The organism is Microbacterium sp. PRF11, from assembly GCF_031844085.1.
In the GTDB taxonomy this organism is placed as follows: Bacteria; Actinomycetota; Actinomycetes; order Actinomycetales; family Microbacteriaceae; genus Microbacterium.
The window spans coordinates 609,917-626,589 of sequence record NZ_JAUZUP010000002.1; the positions used below are offsets into that span (position 1 = coordinate 609,917).

Here is a 16,673-nt window from a genome sequence, read left to right on the forward strand (position 1 = left end):
CTCCTTCGAGGTGGGTCCGCCCCGGGGCCGGGGACGACCGATGGGGTGGTGGGGGCCGCGGTGCGCGACCCCCACCGGGGTGTTACTTCTTGACCGTCAGGCTCGCGCTGCCGGTGCTCTTCGCGACGCCGGCCGACCCGGTGTACGACGCCTGCACCTGGTAGGCGCCCTCCGCGCTGAGCTTGGGCAGGGTCACCTGGACGGTGCCGTCCGCGCCGAGCGTGCCGGTCAAGGTGGCGACGACCGCGTTGTTGCGGCGGACGGTCACCGTGGCGTCGCCGGTCGGGACGATGCCCGTCGACGAGGCCACCTGGACCGTGGCGGTGGCCGCCACGGCGGGCTTGACCGGCGTCGGCGAGACGGCGACCGAGGTCGTCGACTTCGCCTGCGAGACCGTGAGGCGACCGATGCCGGCCGACCCCTTGAAGGTCTCGTCGGCCCCGTAGGTGGCCCGCAGGGTGTGCGTGCCGACCGGGAGGTCCGCCGGGAGGGCGATGACGGCGTTGCCGTCGGCGTCCAGCGTCGCGCGGCCCAGCTCGGTCTCGCCGACGGTGAGCACGACCTCGCCCGTGGGGGCGCCGCCCTCTCCGCGCACCGACACCGTCACGTCGCCGGGGGCGCCGTAGGTGACGCGCGGGGAGCCGAGCGTGACCAGCGTCCGCGTGTCGATCGTCGGCTCGTTGGGAGCGTCGAGGTCGATCGTGAACGACACCGAACCCAGCTCCGACACGTTGCCGCCGGTATCGGTGGCGCGGTAGCGGAGGTCGTAGGTCCCGTCCTGGTCGAACGTCACCCCGTACTGCTGGTTCGCCGCGAGGTTCACCCAGGTCGCGCCGTTGTCGCGCGAGTACTGCACGCTCGCGAGCGTGCCGTTGTCGGCGGCCTGCACCGAGAAGCGGACCGGCTCGTTGAACACGCCGCCGACGCCCGTCGGCGTGGCGGGGGCCAGCGTGTGCGCGACCGTCGGGGGCGTGACGTCTCCCACGCCGTCGCCGACCATGGTCAGCGCGTCGACGGCGAGCTCGTCGGCCGAGGTGACGTAGAGCGCACCCGTGCCCTCGGGGGCGTCGAAGGTGATCTCGACGTCCTTCCAGCCGTTGCCCCCGGGAATCGTCGCCGTGGCGAAGGGCTCGGCGTCGGCCGCTCCCCAGCGCAGCTGCACCTCGCCGGCTCCGCTTGCGCGGACCACGGCTCCGTCGATCCCGGCGAAGTTCACCGGGTCGAAGGCGAGGAAGTCGCCCGCTCCCAGGCCGCGGACGGCGTTGCCGCCCGAGGCGTCGGCGTCGGCGTACGTGGTGACGCCCTGGCGACGGATCGCGTGCTCGGCCTGCTGCAGCTTGGGGTTCAGGCGAACGGTCGCCTCGCCCGTGGCGGCGGGCAGCCCGTTGGCTCCCGCGTCGGTGTAGGTGACCACGACCGCGCCGTAGAGCAGCGCGCCGGGACCGTGCTCGGGCGAGTTCGGGTCGGTGCGGAAGACGCCCGTGCAGCCCGTTCCCGAGACCTCGGGGTGGGCGTGCTCGTCGTGGCCGAGACCGTAGGTCCAGCTCACGCGCGAGCACTCCGTGGCGTCGCCGTCCTCGGCATCCGTCGTCGTGACCTTGAAGGGGATCGCCTGACCCCAGTCGAAGAACGCGCCGTTGCCGGGGAACTCGACGGTGACCTCGGGTGCCTGGTTGCCCACCGAGATGGTGCGCGAGGTGAGGCCGAAGCGTCCACCCGGGTCGGACACGCGGAGGCGGGCGCTGTAGTTGCCCAGCTCGGTGTACGTGTACGACGCGGTCGCGCCCGTGGCGTCGAAGGTGCCGTCACCGTCGAAGTCCCACTCGTAGGTGAGGGCGTCTCCGTCGGGGTCGACCGAGCCCGACGCGTCGAACTGCACCGTCAGGGGAGCCTGCGACGACGAGGTCGGCGTCGCGGTGAAGCTCGCCTGGGGCGACTTGTTACCCGCGACGTAGTCGATCCGGTAGAGACCGGCGTCGGGGTTCGCGCGGAAGAAGCCGTCGCCGTAGTCGAGCACGTACATCGAGCCGTCGGGCCCGATCTCCATGTCCATGGGGTTGTCGTGCGGCGGCTGGCCGAGCGTGCTGAGCGCGGCGTTGGGCAGGAAGTCCTCGATGTCGCTGACCTCGAAGGTGTCCCAGTCCAGGGTGAAGGCGGCGATGTAATCCTGCGAGAACTCGCCCATGAACGCCTTGCGGTCCCAGTGCGCCGGGAGCTTCGTCGGCGAGGGGTTGGACTCGTCGTAGTGGTAGACGGGTCCGCCCATGGGGCCCTGGCCGGTGCCGGCTCCGAAGTTCACGAGCTCGTCCCACGGCTGGTCGCCGGGGTTGTCGCCGTACCAGAGGGTCGCCGGCTGCGCGGGGGGGAGGTCGACCAGACCGGTGTTCCAGCGCGACTCGTTCTTGAGGTTCGCCGGGTCGAAGAACGCCCCCGGCGTCGCCGTGGCGAAGTCCCAGTCGTTGTACGCCTGGTTGTCGGCGTGCACGTAGGGCCAGCCGGCGTTCTGCGGCTCGTCGAGGCTGATGGCGTTCCACTCCACCAGACCCATGGGCCCGCGACCCGCGGTCTCGGCGACGGCCTTCGTCGCGTCGGGGCCGTAGTCGCCCCACGACAGCGAGTTGGTCTCGATGTCGACCTCGATGCGGAACGGGTTGCGCACGCCCATCACGAAGATCTCAGGGCGGGTGAGCTCGGTCCCGGGGGCGAACAGGTTGCCCTCGGGGATCGTGTACGACCCGTCGTCCTCGACGTGGATGCGCAGGATCTTGCCGCGCAGGTCGTTGGTGTTGCCGGCGCCGCGACGCGAGTCGAAACCGGGGTTGTAGCCGGGGGCGTCGTTGTTGGGGGCGAAGCCGTTGGCTCCCGGAGTGGATGCCGGGGTGTTGTCGCCCGTGCTCAGGTAGAGGTTGCCGTCGCCGTCGAAGCCGATGTCGGCGCCGACGTGGCAGCACTGTCCGCGCTGGACCTCGATGTCGAGGATGGTCTGCTCGGTGGAGAGGTCGAGCTGGTCGCCGGTCCACTGGAAGCGGGCGAGGCGGTTCACGCCGACCCACTGGTCCCAGTACGACTCGTCGGCCCCCGCGGGGAGGGTGTTGGGCGAGTTGCCCGCCGGGGTGTCGGCCACGCCGTCGCCGTCGGCGTCGCGCGGGGAGTACACGAGGTACACCCAGTTGTTCTCGGCGAAGTCCGGGTCGAGGGCGACCGTCTGCAGTCCGTCCTCCGAGTTGGCGTAGACGTCGAGCGTGTTGGTGACGCGGGTGACGCCCGTCGCCGGGTCGGTCAGACGGACGTCGCCGTTGCGGGCGGTGTGCAGCACGCGCTTGTCGGGGAGGACCGCGAGGTCGATGGGCTCGCCCACGTCCTTGGTGAGCAGCACCCGCTCGTAGTTGCTCCAGTCCAGCGCGCCGCCGTCTTCGCCGGTGTCGCCGGGGTCGGGGGTGCCGGGGTCGGTGGGGTCGCCGTGGTCGCCCCCGGGGTCTGTCGTGCCGTGTTCGTGCCCGTCGTGCGCGAAGGCGGGGACGGGGGCCGCGGCGATGGCGCCCAGGCCCAGTGCGGTGGCCGCGAGGACCGCCGTCAACCGGGACCGGACGACCGGATGCCGAGAAGTAGAGTTCATCGTGAAACAGCTCCTGTGAATGCGTTCGAGTTGTTTTCACCGGGTCGCCACCAGCCGGTCTCAACGGCTGATCGTGGCGGCCCGGGCTCTTTCGTGCGGTGGCGATCGGCCACGCGCGGTGTCTGCTCCTTACTCTTCGTCGAGTGGGGAGGGGTCGCCGATCACCGCCTCGTCGGGCGGTTCGTGGGCGAGCCTCGGGGGGAATGAGGGGCCGTTCGTGGGGAACGGTGCTCGTCGTCATCCTGTCGGATGTTTTTCCATAGGTCAATCAAAAGTTGCGCGTTATGCGTACAACAAAAGTGCACATGACTCGAACCTTGTGAATCGCATTCGTCGCGGGCTAGCATCGCCGCACGGTGCGTCGTGCGCCGATCCCCCCACCCGTCGGCGAAGAGGCCGGCACGGCCGAGGAGGCCCCATGCTCCATGGACTGACCGGATGGCACCTGCTGATCGTTCTCGCGGTGATCCTGCTCTTGTTCGGCGCCGCCAAACTTCCGGCTCTAGCGCAGAGCGTCGGGAAGTCGGCCCGCCTGTTCAAGGGCGAGATGAAAGCGATGAAGGACGAGGACGAGACTCCTCTCGCCGCGCCGACCACGTCGTCGCACCCCGGTCCCGGGACGCCGGCGGTCGCCTCCGACCCGCCCCCGATCCGCTGACCGGTCCGCACCGATGGGCGACACCCGCCGTGCGCTCGCGGAGGTCTGAGCCGTGTTCTTCGGGCTGACCATCGAGAAGCTCCTGCTGATCGGCGTCATCGCGGCGCTGATCATCGGCCCCGAGCGTCTCCCCGCCGCGGCGGAATCCCTGCGGCGCGCCATCGTGCACGTCCGGGGCCTGGCGAGGACCGCTCATGAGCGGGCGCGCGAGGAGCTCGGTCCCGAGGTGGCCGACATCGACTGGCAGCGCCTCGACCCCCGGCAGTACGACCCGCGCCGCATCATTCGAGAGGCGCTGCTCGCCGACCCGGAGCCGACCGTGGCCCCGGCCCCGGCCCCGGCCCCGGCCCCGGCCCCGGCCCCGGCCCCGGCCCCGGCTTCGGGCGGCGGATCGTCGGGGAGCGCCGGCGAGCCCGTGGCCGCCGATCAGGTGGAGACCGAGCCGCCCGCCGCCCGGGCCGAGACCGTCCGCAGCGCCGTCAGCACGCGCCGCACCGCGGAGTAGGCGAGCGCGTCGGGCCGTGCGAGCGCGTCCACGTGGCGCACCAGGGCGAGATCGGCGAGCGGCCGCAGGACGAGGCCGTCGACCGCGAGGGGCGTCGCGGTGATCCGCGGCATGACGGCGACCGCGGCCCCCGCTCGCACGACCTCGGCGGTGACGGAGAACTCGTTGATGCGGTGCGCCACGTCGAGGGGGCGTCCCACGTGCGCGGCGAGGTGATCGAGCACCCCCGCGAGCGGGAAGCCGTCGTGGACGGACACCCACCGTTCGTCGGCGAGGTCGACGGAGCGGAGCTCGCCGCGTCGCGCCAGCGGATGCGTGGCGGGGAGGGCGATGTCGAGCGGCTCCTCGAGCAGCGGCACCGTCGCCACGCGATCGGCGGGCCACGGTTCGTCATGGGCGAGGCGGTGGGCCACGACGATGTCGTGGTCGGCGGTGAGCCCGGGGAAGTGGCGATGCGCGACATCCGCGTCGGAGAAGTGCACGGGCGGCGTTTCCTCGAGCTCGCGCAGCAGGGGGCCGAAGAGCGCGAGGGCGGCGCTGTGGAAGGCCGAGACGCGCACCGGGCGGTCGCGGGCGTCGAGGAACGCGCCGACCGCCTCCCGCGCCGCGATGAGGGCCTCGTCGACGCGGGTACCGGCGGCGGCGAGGGCCTCGCCGGCGGGAGTGAGCGCGAGGGTGCGCCCACGGCGGGTGGTGAGGGGGACGGGAACGTGGGCCTGAAGGGCGGCGAGTTGCTGCGATACGGCGGATGCCGAGACGTGCTGGGCGGCGGCGACGGCGGCGACGCTCCCACGGTCGCGCAGGTCGCGCAGCAGGCGCAGGTGAACGGCATCCATAAGCGCAAACTTACGCGATGATGAAGAAAATGGCGTTTGCTCTTCCGACTTGGTGAGGCGACGGTGGGGGTATGACCCGCCGCGTCCCCGAACTCGTCATCGACGTCCTGCTCATCGCCGTCGCGGCGGTCTGGGGAGCGAGCTTCCTCGCGGCCAAGGAACTGGTCGCCGAGACCGGCGTCGCCGCCGGCGTGGCCCTGCGCTTCCTCGTGGCCGCGGCGGCCCTCGGCATCCTGTGCCTGGTGCGTCGGGAACGGATGCCGCGCGGCCGAGGCCTCGCGATCGCGGCGCTGCTCGGGTGCTCGCAGGCGGCGGTGATCGGGCTCGAGACCGCGGGCGTGCACCTGACCTCGGCGACGAACGCGGGTCTTCTCATCAGCCTCGCCCTCGTCTTCACCCCCGTGCTGGAGAGCGTCGCGGTGCGGTCGTGGCTGCCGCGGTCGTACTTCGTCGCCGCCGTGGCGGCGGTGGTCGGGGTCGCCCTCCTCGTCTCCGGCGGGGGCCTGCGCGCACCGAACCTCGGGGACGCCCTGGTCATCGCTGCCGCGGTCGTCCGTGCCGTGCACGTCACCGCCAGCGGACATCTCACCCGCGGGCGAGGGGACAGCACCCTCGCCGTCGTGTTCGTGCAGCTGGTCGTGTGTGCGCTGGCCTCGTCCGCCGTGGCCGGCGCCGACCTCCCGCGCGCGGCGGCCGGGCTCTCGGCATTCGGCTGGGTCGACGTGCTCTTCCTGGGGCTGATGTGCTCGGTGTTCGCCTTCGTCGTGCAGCTGTGGGCGGTGCGGCGCACCTCGGCGACCCGCGCGAGCATCCTCATGGGGACCGAGCCCGTGTGGGCGCTCGCCGTGGGGGTGGCCGTCGGCGGAGAGGCGGTCGGCGCCCCGGGGCTGGTCGGGGCGGCGCTGATCGTGGCCGCCTCGTACGCGGGACAGGCGATCGAGCGCCGCCACCGCCGCTCGCGCGAGGACGCGGGCAGCGGTGGCGCCGTGCGGGTCAGTCCCGACCGGACGCGGGCCGGCGCCGCCGCGCCCACGCGGTCGCTGTGACGCCGGCCGCCGCGAGCGCGACGGCGAGGAGGATCGAGGCCGGTTCGACGCCCGTCGCGGGAAGGCCCCCCGCGGGGGCACCGGGGCCGGCCCCGGGCGGCGACGCGCAGGTCTCGGCGCAGGTGCTCGTGGGCAGGGGAGTGATCTCGACGGTGATGCCGACGCCGTCGTCGCCGACGACGTTCTCGGGGGTCGCGGCGCTCAGGAGACCGTCACCGCCTCGCGTCGGCCCTCTTCGCGCGCCCGTTCCACCAGGTCATCGAGGCGGCGGCGGGACCGGCGACGGCCGGCCAGCACCGCGGCCAGGAGGAGAGCCAGGCCGAGCGCCGCTGCGAGGTGCAGCCACGGCACCGCCCAGACGGACACGCTCTCGGACACAGGCGCCGCGGTGAGCGTCGAGTCGGGGACCGCGGCATCCACCGTCAGCCCCCGCACGAGCAGGAAGAACGGCCAGGCGGAATGCGCCTCGGTCTGCACCCGCCGGGACTCGCCGGGCAGCAGCACGCCGCGATCCGCCGTGGTCCCCTCGACGGCGTCGGTCACGACGAGGGCGGTGTTGCCCGTGTTCTCCGCCGTGTACGACACCGACAGCGAGCCCGGGGAGAACAGGCTCCATGACGGCGTGTACTCGGCGCGCACCTCCGCGACCTGCACCGCCGGGGCGAGCTCCCCGGTCACCCGGGTCGACACGCGGAAGCCGACACGGCTGTCGACCCCCACTCTCGTCCCGTCGGCTCCCGCCGACGCGGATCGGACGGATGCCGAGACCCCGGCCGCGTGATCGCCCGGTGTGGCGTTCGGCGGCACGGCGATCTCGAAGGGGATGACGCGCGTCTCGTTCGGGGCGAGCGTGACCGAAGGCTCGACCGCGACCCACGTGCCCGCATCGACCGAGGGGCGGTCGGCGGGGAGCATGGTGAAGCGTCCGGTCTCGGTGTAGTAGCCGTCGGCGGCGCTCAGGGAGAAGGTGGCCTCGCGCTCGCTGAAGTTCTTCACCGCGAGATGCTCGGTGACACGCTCACCCGGGTCGAGCTCGATCTGCATCACACGCCGCCCGTCGGGTCCGTCCGCGGAGGCCGGAGTCACCGACCAGGTGACCGCTGTGTCGGGGGTCGTGTCCTCGGCGGAGGCGGAGGGGGTCCCCATGAGCGCAGCCGCGACCGCCAACAGGGCCGCCAGGGCGGCGGACCCCCCGCGGGCGACCGTGATGGTCACGGCGCCGCTCACCCCTCGAGCAGGGTCAGGGTGATGGTGGCGGAGTAGGCGCCGGGCGCCACCGTGGCCGGGGTCTTCAGCAGCAGCCCGGCGGTGGCGGAGTAGGCGCCGCCCGCCGCATCGGCCGCGCTGTCGACGCTCGCGAGGAGTTCGGCGTCGACGAACCCGCCGGTTCCGGGATCGACGTCGTCGCCCGGTGCGACGACCTGGGATCCGCCCGCGGGGTTGCCGGCGACGATGTCGGGGTACCAACCGAAGCTGTCGGCCGAGGAGATCGGGGGCTGACCGTCGTCGCCGGTGAAGTCGGTGATGGCGCCCATCACGTACCAGAACGCCTCGGGGTCGACGTTCTCGGCGAGCCGGGTGTCGGTGACCGTCACCGTCGGCAGGGAGCCGGCGAAGGTGCGGTCGGTCCCGGACGGCTCGCTCTCGGTGAGTCTGGTCGCACCGTCGGCGACGGTGAGCGCGAGGACGCCGGGTTCGGCAGCCGGGGCGATCTCGACCTGGACGTCGACGGTGTCCTCGTCGGCGGCGAAGGCGCTGCCGCCGCCGACGGCGGCCAGGATGCCGACGCCGAGCGCGGCGACGCCGATGCGGGCCGACAGGCCGCGACGGGAGGTGGGGGACATGGGTGCTCCGTTCTTCCACCGCGGGTCGGGTGGAGTCGTCGGCGGGCGCCAGCGGGTGGTCGATCGGCCGGCGTCGAGCCGGTCGGTGAACGAGGGATGCCGTCGTAGCGGGCGGGCGCGGCGGACTCGGGGGAGCCTCGTGGCGGCGCTGTCACGGGTCGGTACTGCGGGTTCGTTGCGACGATAACCGGGCTTCGGCGAAGCGTCAAGCAAAAGTTGCTCAATCTTCGACCGGTACCTACGCGGCCCTTTTCATCGATCTGATCAGGAAATTCTCCGCAGACTTGCTGTCTTGAGGGCGGTTACGTTCGCCCGTGGCCCTCAGATCCAGCAGTTCTTAACGCAATTTGGTCAAGTTTTGTAGACGTATCGACAAAAGACTCCTACAGTGACCACGGTCGAGGGCGACCTGTGCGATCCGAGCGGTCGACGCCGCCCCGCCGCTGATCCGAAGGAGCAATGATGCCCGTACCCGCTGTCTTGTCCGGCCCCCGCCGGCGCAGCACCCGCGTCGTGAGAATCCTCACGGCCGGTCTTCTCGGCGGAGCACTCGTGGCCACAGGAGCGATCCTGCCCGCCGGTGCCGCCGTCGCCCCCGCCGTCAACACCCCGGCGGACCTGCCCAGACAAGAACCGGGGGTGACGCTGCGCACCTACGCGACCCCGCCCCTCACCGAGCTGTGCACGCTCAAGTCGGGCCAGACCCCCAACGTCGACAAGCTCATGTCGACGATCGACTGGCGCACCGACGAGCAATTCGGCGCGGGGGACAACTTCATCACGCACGCCCTGGCCAACCTCACCGTCAGTACCCCCGGTTCATACACCTTCCGGCTCACGAGCGACGACGGCTCGCGCCTGACGCTCGACGGGAAGCAGCTGATCGACAACGACGGCCTGCACGGGCCGGAATCCGTCGAGGGCACGGTCACGCTCGACGTCGGTGTGCACGATCTCTTCGTCGAGATGTTCGAGGCCACCAACGGCCAGCAGCTCACGGTGGAGTGGAAGACCCCTGGCTCCTCGAGCTTCACCGTCATCCCCAACGACGTGCTCAGCACCGAGGCGGGCGTCGTGCGCGTCACCGCCCCCGGGACGAAGTACTGCGAAGGCAGCACGGACTCCGCCGGCGACGGTCTGCGCCTGGATGCCGTGAACCCCAATTACACGCTCGTGAACCTCCGTCCCGAGGGCTTCACCCCGAAGGTCTCGGGGCTGGCCTTCCTCGGCAACGGCGACCTCGCCGTGCTGACCACCGGGTCGGTCAACTCCGGCGGCTGGGACACCTCGACCCCCGGCAAGGTCTTCGTGCTGAAGGGCGCCCAGGCGGCCGACGGCCCGGAGGACGTCACGGTCGTCGAGGCGGCCGGCGGTCTGCTCAACCCCATGGGCATCGACGTCATCGACGACAAGATCTACGTCTCCGAGCGCTATCAGCTCACCGAGCTCAGCGACACGAACGGAGACGGCTCGTACGAGACGAAGCGGAAGGTGGCGGAGTACCCCTCGGGCAACAACTTCCACGAATTCGCCTTCGGTCTGATCCACGACGAGGAGAACTTCTACGTCAACCTCTCGGTCGCGATCGACAACGGCGGGGCCACGACCAACCCGCAGCCCGCGAAGAACCGCGGCACCTCCGTCAAGATCGACCGTGCCACCGGGGCGATCAGCTACGTCGCCGGGGGTCTCCGCACGCCCAACGGCGTCGCCTTCGGTCCCGAGGACGAGCTCTTCGCGATGGACAACCAGGGTGCCTGGTTGCCGGCCAACAAGCTCGTCAACATCAAGCAGGACCGCTTCTTCAACCACTACACGAACCCCGCGGGCCCGTTCGATCAGAACCCCGTCACCCCTCCGGTCGTGTGGATCCCGCAGAACGAGATCGGCAACTCGCCGAGCACGCCCATCATGCTGAAGGACGGACCCTTCGCGGGGCAGATGATGTTCGGCGACGTCACCTACGGCGGCCTGCAGCGCGCCTTCCTCGAGAAGGTCGACGGCGAGTTCCAGGGGGCGGTGTTCCGCCACTCCGCGGGCTTCGAGGTCGGTGTGAACCGGGTCATCGAGGGTCCCGACAAGTCCCTCTACATCGGCGGCACCGGAGAGGGCGGCAACTGGGGCGAGGCGGGAAAGCTCACCTACGGTCTGCAGAAGCTCGTCCCGAACGCCACGCAGAACGCCTTCGACATGAAATCCATGAAGGTCGTCGAGGGCGGGTTCGAGATCGAGTACACGCAGCCCCTCTCGGAGGAGACGGTGGCGAACCTCGCATCCGCCTACCGCGCCGAGCAGTGGCGCTACCTGCCGACCTCCACCTACGGCGGCCCTAAGGTCGACGAGGAGATCCTCTCGCTCACGGGCGCCACGGCATCCGCCGACCGCAAGACGGTGACGGTCGCCTTCGACGGTCTCAAGCAGGGCCGCGTCGTGCACCTGCGCTCGCCGCAGCCTTTCGCCGCCGCGAGCGGCGACAAGCTGTGGAGCACCGAGGCCTGGTACACGCTCAACTCGCTGCCGGGCTACGTCTCGCCGGCCGACCAGGGCTGGTACGAGGCCGAGGAGGCCCGCCTGATCGGCGGCGCCAAGTTCGACGCCGAGCACAGCGGCTACTCCGGCGCCGGTTTCGCCGGCGGCATGTGGCAGGCCGGTTCGGCGTTCGAGTTCACCGTGAACGCCGAGGCCGCGGGCACCGTCCCGGTCTCCGTGCGCTACTCCAACGGCCCCAACCCGGCACCCGGCACCAAGGACGTGAACCTGTACGTCAACGGACAGAACCTCGGGAAGTGGGACTTCCCCTCCACGGGCGACTGGAAGACCTGGGCCACGATCACTCGCGACATGCCGCTGATCGCCGGGGCGAACACGATCGCGCTGAAGTACGAGTCGGGCAACAAGGGCAACATCAACGTCGACGTCCTGTCGATCGGCACCGCCGACATCTGCGCCCCGGCGCAGGTCGAGGACGGGTACCGCTCGCTGTTCGACGGCACGCTCGAGAGCCTGAACGCCGGCTGGCGCATGGCCGGCCCCGGGGGCTTCGGTCGTCAGAACGACTGCAGCATCCGCGGCGAGGGCGGCATGGGTCTGCTCTGGTACAAGGCGCAGGAGTTGAACGAGTACAGCCTGAAGCTGGACTGGAAGCTCATCGCCGACCACAACGGCGGCGTCTTCGTCGGCTTCCCCGACCCGAAGAACGACCCGTGGGTCGCGGTCAACCAGGGATACGAGATCCAGATCGACGCCTCCGACGCCGCGGACCGCACCACCGGTGCGATCTACACCTTCCAGGGTGCGGATGCCGAAGCGGTCGAGGCCGCGCTCAAGCCGGTCGGTCAGTGGAACGCCTACGAGATCGTCGTGAAGGGGCAGACCATCAAGATCTTCCTCAACGGCACGCTGGTGAACGACTTCACCAGCACCGATCCGGCACGCGACCTCTCGCAGGGCTTCATCGGTCTGCAGAACCACGGCGGCGGTGAAGCGGTGTCCTACCGCAACGTGCGCGTGAAGGACATCGACGAGCCGGCGCCCCTCGCGGTCACCGCCTCCGCCGAGGTCCGCTGCCTCGCCAAGAAGGCGTCCCTGACGGTGCGCGCGACCAACACCGACACGGTGCCGGTCGATGTGACCCTCGGGACGGCGTGGGGCGAGCGGGTCATCCCCGCCGTCCAGCCGGGTGCGACGGTGTTCCACACGTTCACCACCCGTGCCGCATCGGTCACGGCCGGTGAGGCGACGGTGTCCGCGACCGGCGACGGTCGCGCCGGTGAGGCCTCGGCCTCGTACGCGGCCAAGAGCTGCGGCTGATCCCCCTGCGCCTCCGGCGGCGGACTCGCGTCCGTCGCCGGGGGCGCTCCCTCATGTCCCAGAGGTCCCCCATGCTCTCCTCCCTCGGCCGACGCGTCAGTCGGCATCGCCTCTTCGTCCTGCTCGCGTGGGCCCTGCTCGTCGTCTTCGGCGGCGCCCTCGCCGGCGAGGCCTTCGACCGGACGGTCCCGGTCGCCGACGCCCCCGCCGGCAGCGAGTCGCTGCGCGCGAGCGACCGCCTCGACGCCCTCGACCCGGAGGGGGAGATCGTCACCGCCGTCATCCGCGGGCAGGACTTCTTCTCCCCGACGCTGCGCGACAGCGCGACCGCGGTGATGTCGTCCATCCGCGCCCTCCCCGGGGTCGCCGAGGTCACCGACGCCTATACGGCCGGCGGGGCGATCGGCGACGACGGCCGCTCGTCGCTGGTCGTCGTCGAACTCGCCCTGGGCCTTCCCTCCGACGAGGCCGTCGCCACGGCATCCGCGGTCTCCGACCTGCTGCAAGGGATCGCCGCCCCCGAGGTGCTCGTCGGCGGCCCCCTCCTGGCCGAGGAGGCCTTCGTCGACCGCGCCACCACCGACGCCGCCGTCGGCGAGGGCGTCGCGATCGTCGTGCTCGTCGTGCTGCTCACCCTGGCGCTCGGATCCTTGCGCATCGCGCTCGTCCCCGTGGTGGCCGCTCTCGCCGCGATCGCGCCGACGCTCGCGATCCTGGGCCTTCTCGCCCGTGTCGTCGACATCAACGAGTTCGCGGTCAACGTCGTGACGATCCTGGGCCTCGGCCTCGCGGTCGACTACAGCCTCCTGGTGGTGCTCCGCCTGCGTGAGGAGCGCACCGCCGATCCCGCTGCCCCGCTCGACGAGCTGATCGCTCGGGCCGTCGCCGGCGCCGGTCGGGCGGTGCTCGTGTCCGGACTCGCCGTGGCGGTGGCCCTGCTCGGCATCCTGGTGCTCGGCGACCCGCTGCTGTCGGGGATGGCCCTGGGCGGTGCGGTCGTCGTCGCGGTGGCCACCCTCGCCGGGCTCACGCTCGTGCCTGCGTCGCTGTCGTTCCTGCACCGCGCTCTGCCGTCCGCCGGCGCGCGTACCTGGGCCCGCCCCTGGGCCGGCCGCGGCTCGCGCGAGGGGATCCTGGCCCGCTCCACGCGCCTCGCTCAACGGCGCCCGGGCGTCGTGGCGGTCTCCGCCGCGGCGGCGATGCTGCTGCTCGCCGCTCCCGTGGCATCCCTCGCCCTCGATGACTCCGACATCCGCTCCCTCCCCGCCACGGCCGAGGAGCGGCGGGCGTACGAGGCGACGACCACCGGATTCACCGGCGTCGGGATCGAGCCCGTCACGGTCGTGCTCGACGGGTCGATCCAGGATGCCGCCGTCACCGGCGTCCTCGATCGGATCGCGGCCCTGCCCGAGGTCGCCGACACCGACGTGGTGCAGGGGCTGCCGCCGGAGGTCACCGCGGTCGCATTCACACCTTCCGGGGACAGCGCGACGGGGCCGGCCGCGCGACGCCTCGTCGAGGCGGCTCGCAGCCTGGACTCTGCGGTCCCGCTCGAGGTCACCGGCCCCGCGGCCTCGCTCATCGACACGCGCGACCACCTCGCCTCGCGCCTGCCGTGGGTGCTCGCGATCGTCGCCGCGGCGAGCTTTGCGCTGCTGTTCGCCCTCACCCGCTCGGTCGTCGTGCCGGTGAAGGCGCTCGCGCTCGCGACCCTCACCGTGGCCTCGACCCTGGGCGTGCTCACGGCGGTCTTCGGGTGGGGGTGGGGTGCTCCGCTGCTGGGCATCGAACCGACGGGGACTCTTGATGTCACCACGCCGCTGCTCATCGGTCTCCTGGCCTTCGGCCTGACCATGGACTACGAGGTGTTCCTGCTCGCCCGCATCACCGAACGCTGGCGCTCGCGCGACCCGTTCGCCGACCCGCGCGCCGCGAGCGCCGAGGCCGTGCGGTACGGCATCGCCCGCACGGGGCCGGTCGTGACCCTGGCCGCCGCGGCCATCTGCGTCGTGTTCCTCGGCTTCGCGTTCGGCGAGCTCGTCGCGATGAAGGAGATCGGGGTGGGCATGGTCGTGGCCGTGGTCCTCGACGTCACCGTCGTGCGCGGGCTCCTGCTCCCCGCGCTGATGACGCTCCTCGGCCGCGCGAACTGGTGGCCGGGCGCGCGTCCGCCGGTACCGGTGATCCTCGGGACGGGGGCCGCCGTCGAGAGCCGTACCCCGGTGCGGTCGTAGGCTGGACGCATGCACGGCGAGTACAAGGTCCCCGGCGGGAAACTGGTCGTCGTCGACCTCGAAGAGCGCGAGGGCCGTATTCACGGCTTCCACCTCGCGGGCGACTTCTTCCTCGAGCCCGACGACGCCCTCGACGACATCGACGCGGCCGTCAACGGCCTGCCCGTCGAGTCCGACGTCCCCACCATCGCCGCCGCGATCCGCGCCGCCCTCCCCGAGGGGGCGCAGCTGCTCGGCTTCACCCCCGAGTCGGTCGCCACGGCGATCCGCCGCGCGCTGGTGACGGCTCCCGGCTGGGCCGACTTCGAGTGGGAGGTCGTGCACGACGGCCCCGTCTCGCCGCGCATGAACCTCGCCCTCGACGAGGTGCTCACCACCCGCGTCGGCGCGGGACTGCGCAAGCCCACGCTGCGCCTGTGGGAGTGGAACGAGAGCGCCGTGGTCATCGGCTCGTTCCAGTCGCTGCGCAACGAGGTCGACCCCGAAGGTGCCGCGAAGCACGGCTTCGACGTCGTCCGTCGCATCTCCGGCGGGGGAGCGATGCTCATGGCCGCGAACTCGATCGTCACCTACTCGCTGTACGTGCCGGCATCCCTCGTGGCGGGCATGACCTTCGCCGACTCCTACGCCTTCCTCGACGACTGGGTGCTGCAGGCGCTGCGCTCGCTGGGCATCGATGCGGTCTACCAGCCGCTCAACGACATCGCCGGTCCGCACGGCAAGATCGGCGGGGCCGCGCAGAAGCGTCTCGCCAACGGCGGGGTGCTGCACCACGCGACCCTGAGCTACGACATGGACGGCCAGGTGCTGACCGAGGTGCTGCGCATCGGTCGCGAGAAGCTCAGCGACAAGGGCACCGTCTCGGCGGCGAAGCGCGTCGACCCGCTGCGCAGCCAGACCGGTCTTCCCCGCGACCAGGTGATCGACCGCTTCATCCAGACCTTCACGACCCTCTACGGCGCGACCGAGGGGCACATCACCGACGAGGAGTACGCCGAGGCCGAGGCCCTGGTGGACACGAAGTTCGCCACCGACGCGTGGCTGCAGCGCGTCCCGTGAGCGCCGACGTCCTCGCCGACGCGCCCGCCCCGGGCAGCGTCGAGATCCACCACGCCGACAACCTGTCGATCACCCCCGCCTTCCCCGACGGCTCCTTCGCCCTGGTCTACCTCGACCCGCCGTTCAACACCGGACGCACCCGCTCCAAGGCCGTCGAGTCGGCCACGTGGACCCCGCCGGCCGACGAGGCCCCGGATGCCGCACAGCCCGAGGTCCCGGCATCCGTCGACGATCCCGACATGCTGACGTTCCCCGAGGAGGAGCCGCCCCCGCCGCCCGTGGTGCAGCGCGGTTTCCACGGGCGCGAGTACGCGCGCCTGCGCGGCGACCTGCGCACCTACGACGACCGTTTCGACGACTACTGGGGCTTCCTCGAGCCGCGGCTCATCGAGGCGTGGCGGCTGCTCGCCGACGACGGCACGCTGTACCTGCACCTCGACTACCGCGAGGTCCACTACGCCAAGGTGATGTGCGACGCGCTGTTCGGTCGCGACAAGTTCTTGAACGAGCTCATCTGGGCTTACGACTACGGCGCGAAGACCAAGCGCCGCTGGCCCACGAAGCACGAGACGATCCTCGTCTACGTGAAGAACCCGACGCGGTACTTCTTCGATTCGGATGCCGTCGACCGCGAGCCGTACATGGCCCCGGGCCTCGTCACCGCCGAGAAGGCGGCGCGCGGCAAGATGCCCACCGACGTGTGGTGGCACACGATCGTGCCGACCACGGGTCGGGAGAAGACGGGATACCCGACGCAGAAGCCCGAGGGCGTGCTGCGCCGCATGGTGCAGGCATCGAGCCGGCCCGGAGACCGCGTGCTCGACATGTTCGCCGGCAGCGGCACGCTCGGAGCCGTCGCCGCCCCCCTCGGCCGGCACTCGGTGCTGATCGACGACAACGCCGACGCGGTGGCCGTGATGCACAAGCGTCTGGAGCCGTTCGCGGGCTGAGGCGAGGCCGAACGCATCGGGCCGCACCGGGGCGTCCGGTGAGCGCCCCGGTGCACGTTCCGCGCCCCGTACCGGCACCGCCCCGGCGCTGGCGCCGTCCCGCGCATCCCTTCCC

General features: G+C 71.6%; 11 protein-coding genes. 7 read left to right on the forward strand and 4 right to left on the reverse strand.

The genetic code is table 11. The annotated features are described in order from the left end of the window. Positions 1-82: 82 nt before the first annotated feature. The gene (locus Q9R20_RS08400) at positions 83-3,616 is read right to left on the reverse strand and encodes a PQQ-dependent sugar dehydrogenase (protein WP_311248909.1); all 3,534 of its coding nucleotides are present in this window, start codon (positions 3,614-3,616) and stop codon (positions 83-85) included. Positions 3,617-4,034: 418 nt separating this feature from the next. Between Q9R20_RS08400 and tatA the strand changes: the two genes are divergently transcribed. Together tatA and Q9R20_RS08410 are read left to right on the forward strand one after the other, a co-directional pair. Next, entirely contained in the window at positions 4,035-4,274 is a 240-nt protein-coding gene (gene tatA, locus Q9R20_RS08405) for a twin-arginine translocase TatA/TatE family subunit (protein WP_311248910.1), read from the forward strand. A 52-nt stretch (positions 4,275-4,326) separates the two neighbouring features. Continuing rightward, positions 4,327-4,779, forward strand: a complete 453-nt coding sequence (locus Q9R20_RS08410) for a twin-arginine translocase TatA/TatE family subunit (RefSeq protein WP_311248911.1) — start codon at positions 4,327-4,329, stop codon at positions 4,777-4,779. On the opposite strand, the gene Q9R20_RS08415 is transcribed toward Q9R20_RS08410, so the two are convergent. After that, on the reverse strand, positions 4,701-5,615 hold the full coding sequence (locus tag Q9R20_RS08415) for a LysR family transcriptional regulator (RefSeq protein WP_311248913.1): 915 nt from the start codon (positions 5,613-5,615) through the stop codon (positions 4,701-4,703). The genes Q9R20_RS08410 and Q9R20_RS08415 overlap by 79 nt on opposite strands. Before the next feature lie 71 nt (positions 5,616-5,686). On the opposite strand from Q9R20_RS08415, the gene Q9R20_RS08420 reads away from it, so the two are divergent. Further along, positions 5,687-6,661, forward strand: coding sequence for a DMT family transporter (locus Q9R20_RS08420; protein ID WP_311248914.1), 975 nt, complete (start codon positions 5,687-5,689; stop codon positions 6,659-6,661). 201 nt (positions 6,662-6,862) lie between these two features. On the opposite strand, the gene Q9R20_RS08425 is transcribed toward Q9R20_RS08420, so the two are convergent. Together Q9R20_RS08425 and Q9R20_RS08430 are read right to left on the reverse strand one after the other, a co-directional pair. Beyond that, positions 6,863-7,888, reverse strand: a complete 1,026-nt coding sequence (locus tag Q9R20_RS08425; RefSeq protein WP_311248915.1) for a WxL protein peptidoglycan domain-containing protein — start codon at positions 7,886-7,888, stop codon at positions 6,863-6,865. Continuing rightward, positions 7,885-8,505 (reverse strand): hypothetical protein, encoded by a 621-nt coding sequence (locus Q9R20_RS08430; protein WP_311248916.1) that lies wholly within the window; start codon positions 8,503-8,505, stop codon positions 7,885-7,887. Before Q9R20_RS08430 ends, Q9R20_RS08425 begins: the two co-directional genes overlap by 4 nt. 462 nt (positions 8,506-8,967) lie before the next feature. On the opposite strand from Q9R20_RS08430, the gene Q9R20_RS08435 reads away from it, so the two are divergent. The 4 genes from Q9R20_RS08435 (at position 8,968) to Q9R20_RS08450 (ending at position 16,558) form a co-directional block, all read left to right on the forward strand. Beyond that, positions 8,968-12,315, forward strand: a complete 3,348-nt coding sequence (locus Q9R20_RS08435; protein ID WP_311248917.1) for a family 16 glycoside hydrolase — start codon at positions 8,968-8,970, stop codon at positions 12,313-12,315. A 71-nt stretch (positions 12,316-12,386) separates the two neighbouring features. Next, entirely contained in the window at positions 12,387-14,549 is a 2,163-nt protein-coding gene (locus Q9R20_RS08440) for an MMPL family transporter (RefSeq protein WP_311248918.1), read from the forward strand. Between the two features lie 9 nt (positions 14,550-14,558). Then, a complete protein-coding gene (locus tag Q9R20_RS08445; RefSeq protein WP_311248919.1) occupies positions 14,559-15,608 on the forward strand; it encodes a biotin/lipoate A/B protein ligase family protein in 1,050 nt (349 codons plus the stop codon). Continuing rightward, complete coding sequence (locus tag Q9R20_RS08450) at positions 15,587-16,558, forward strand: site-specific DNA-methyltransferase (RefSeq protein ID WP_311248920.1); 972 nt, start codon at positions 15,587-15,589, stop codon at positions 16,556-16,558. The genes Q9R20_RS08445 and Q9R20_RS08450 overlap by 22 nt, the downstream gene beginning before the upstream one ends. The last annotated feature ends 115 nt before the right edge of the window (positions 16,559-16,673 follow it).